At 48.4% G+C, this 630-nt stretch carries 2 protein-coding genes; both read right to left on the bottom strand.

The window, feature by feature from the left end; translation table 11 throughout:
* Positions 1-153: NAD(P)-binding domain-containing protein (locus R7O13_RS28250; RefSeq protein WP_318305372.1), on the bottom strand; the 153-nt coding region annotated here is incomplete at its 3' end.
* A gap of 119 nt (positions 154-272) precedes the next feature.
* On the bottom strand, positions 273-630 hold a 358-nt coding region (locus R7O13_RS28245), incomplete at its 5' end, for a YggS family pyridoxal phosphate-dependent enzyme (protein ID WP_318305371.1).

Genomic DNA, 630 nt, shown 5'->3' with positions numbered 1-630 from the left:
GATACCAAAATCTTGCTCAAGCGGCAGACGACGCGCCTCTGATGGGGCGGTTGCAACAATGTTTTGTGCAGGGTAGCCGTTAGCCACGAGGCCAGAAACAATGGCTCTGACCATGTTTCCCGCACCGATAAAGGCGATCTTTTTATGTTCCATTTGTCTGATTTCCATCATGATATTTACGATTTATTGTGCGCTCAGGTGTATAATGGCGCCGCTTTGCGTTAACCGCTGTTTCATCGCGGTATCAATTAAGCATTTTCGCTCTTAAATGACTATTCACTTTTCGTGCTGTAGTCTCGCGCGCCAAAGATAGCCGTTCCGATACGAACCATGGTGCTGCCTGCTTCAATCGCAGCGGTCATGTCGCCACTCATGCCCATCGATAAGGTATCGATTTCTGGGTATTGCTGTTCAAGGGCTTGCTTCAGTGTCGCTAGCTTCTCGAACTCACGAAGCTGGGCGTCGTAGTCTGACACGTTCGCAGGAATCGACATCAATCCTCTTAAAGTGAGGTTGGGAAGGCGAGAAATCAACTCAGCCAGTTCGAATATTTCTGCGTCACTAACGCCAGATTTGGAATCTTCACCACTGGTGTTGACTTGAATCAGCACTTGCAGTGGTTTGAGTTCT

The sequence above is a fragment of the Vibrio sp. Y176 genome (assembly GCF_033438945.1).
Note: the sequence above shows the minus strand (reverse complement) of the source record. Positions and strands in the feature narration are given on the sequence as shown.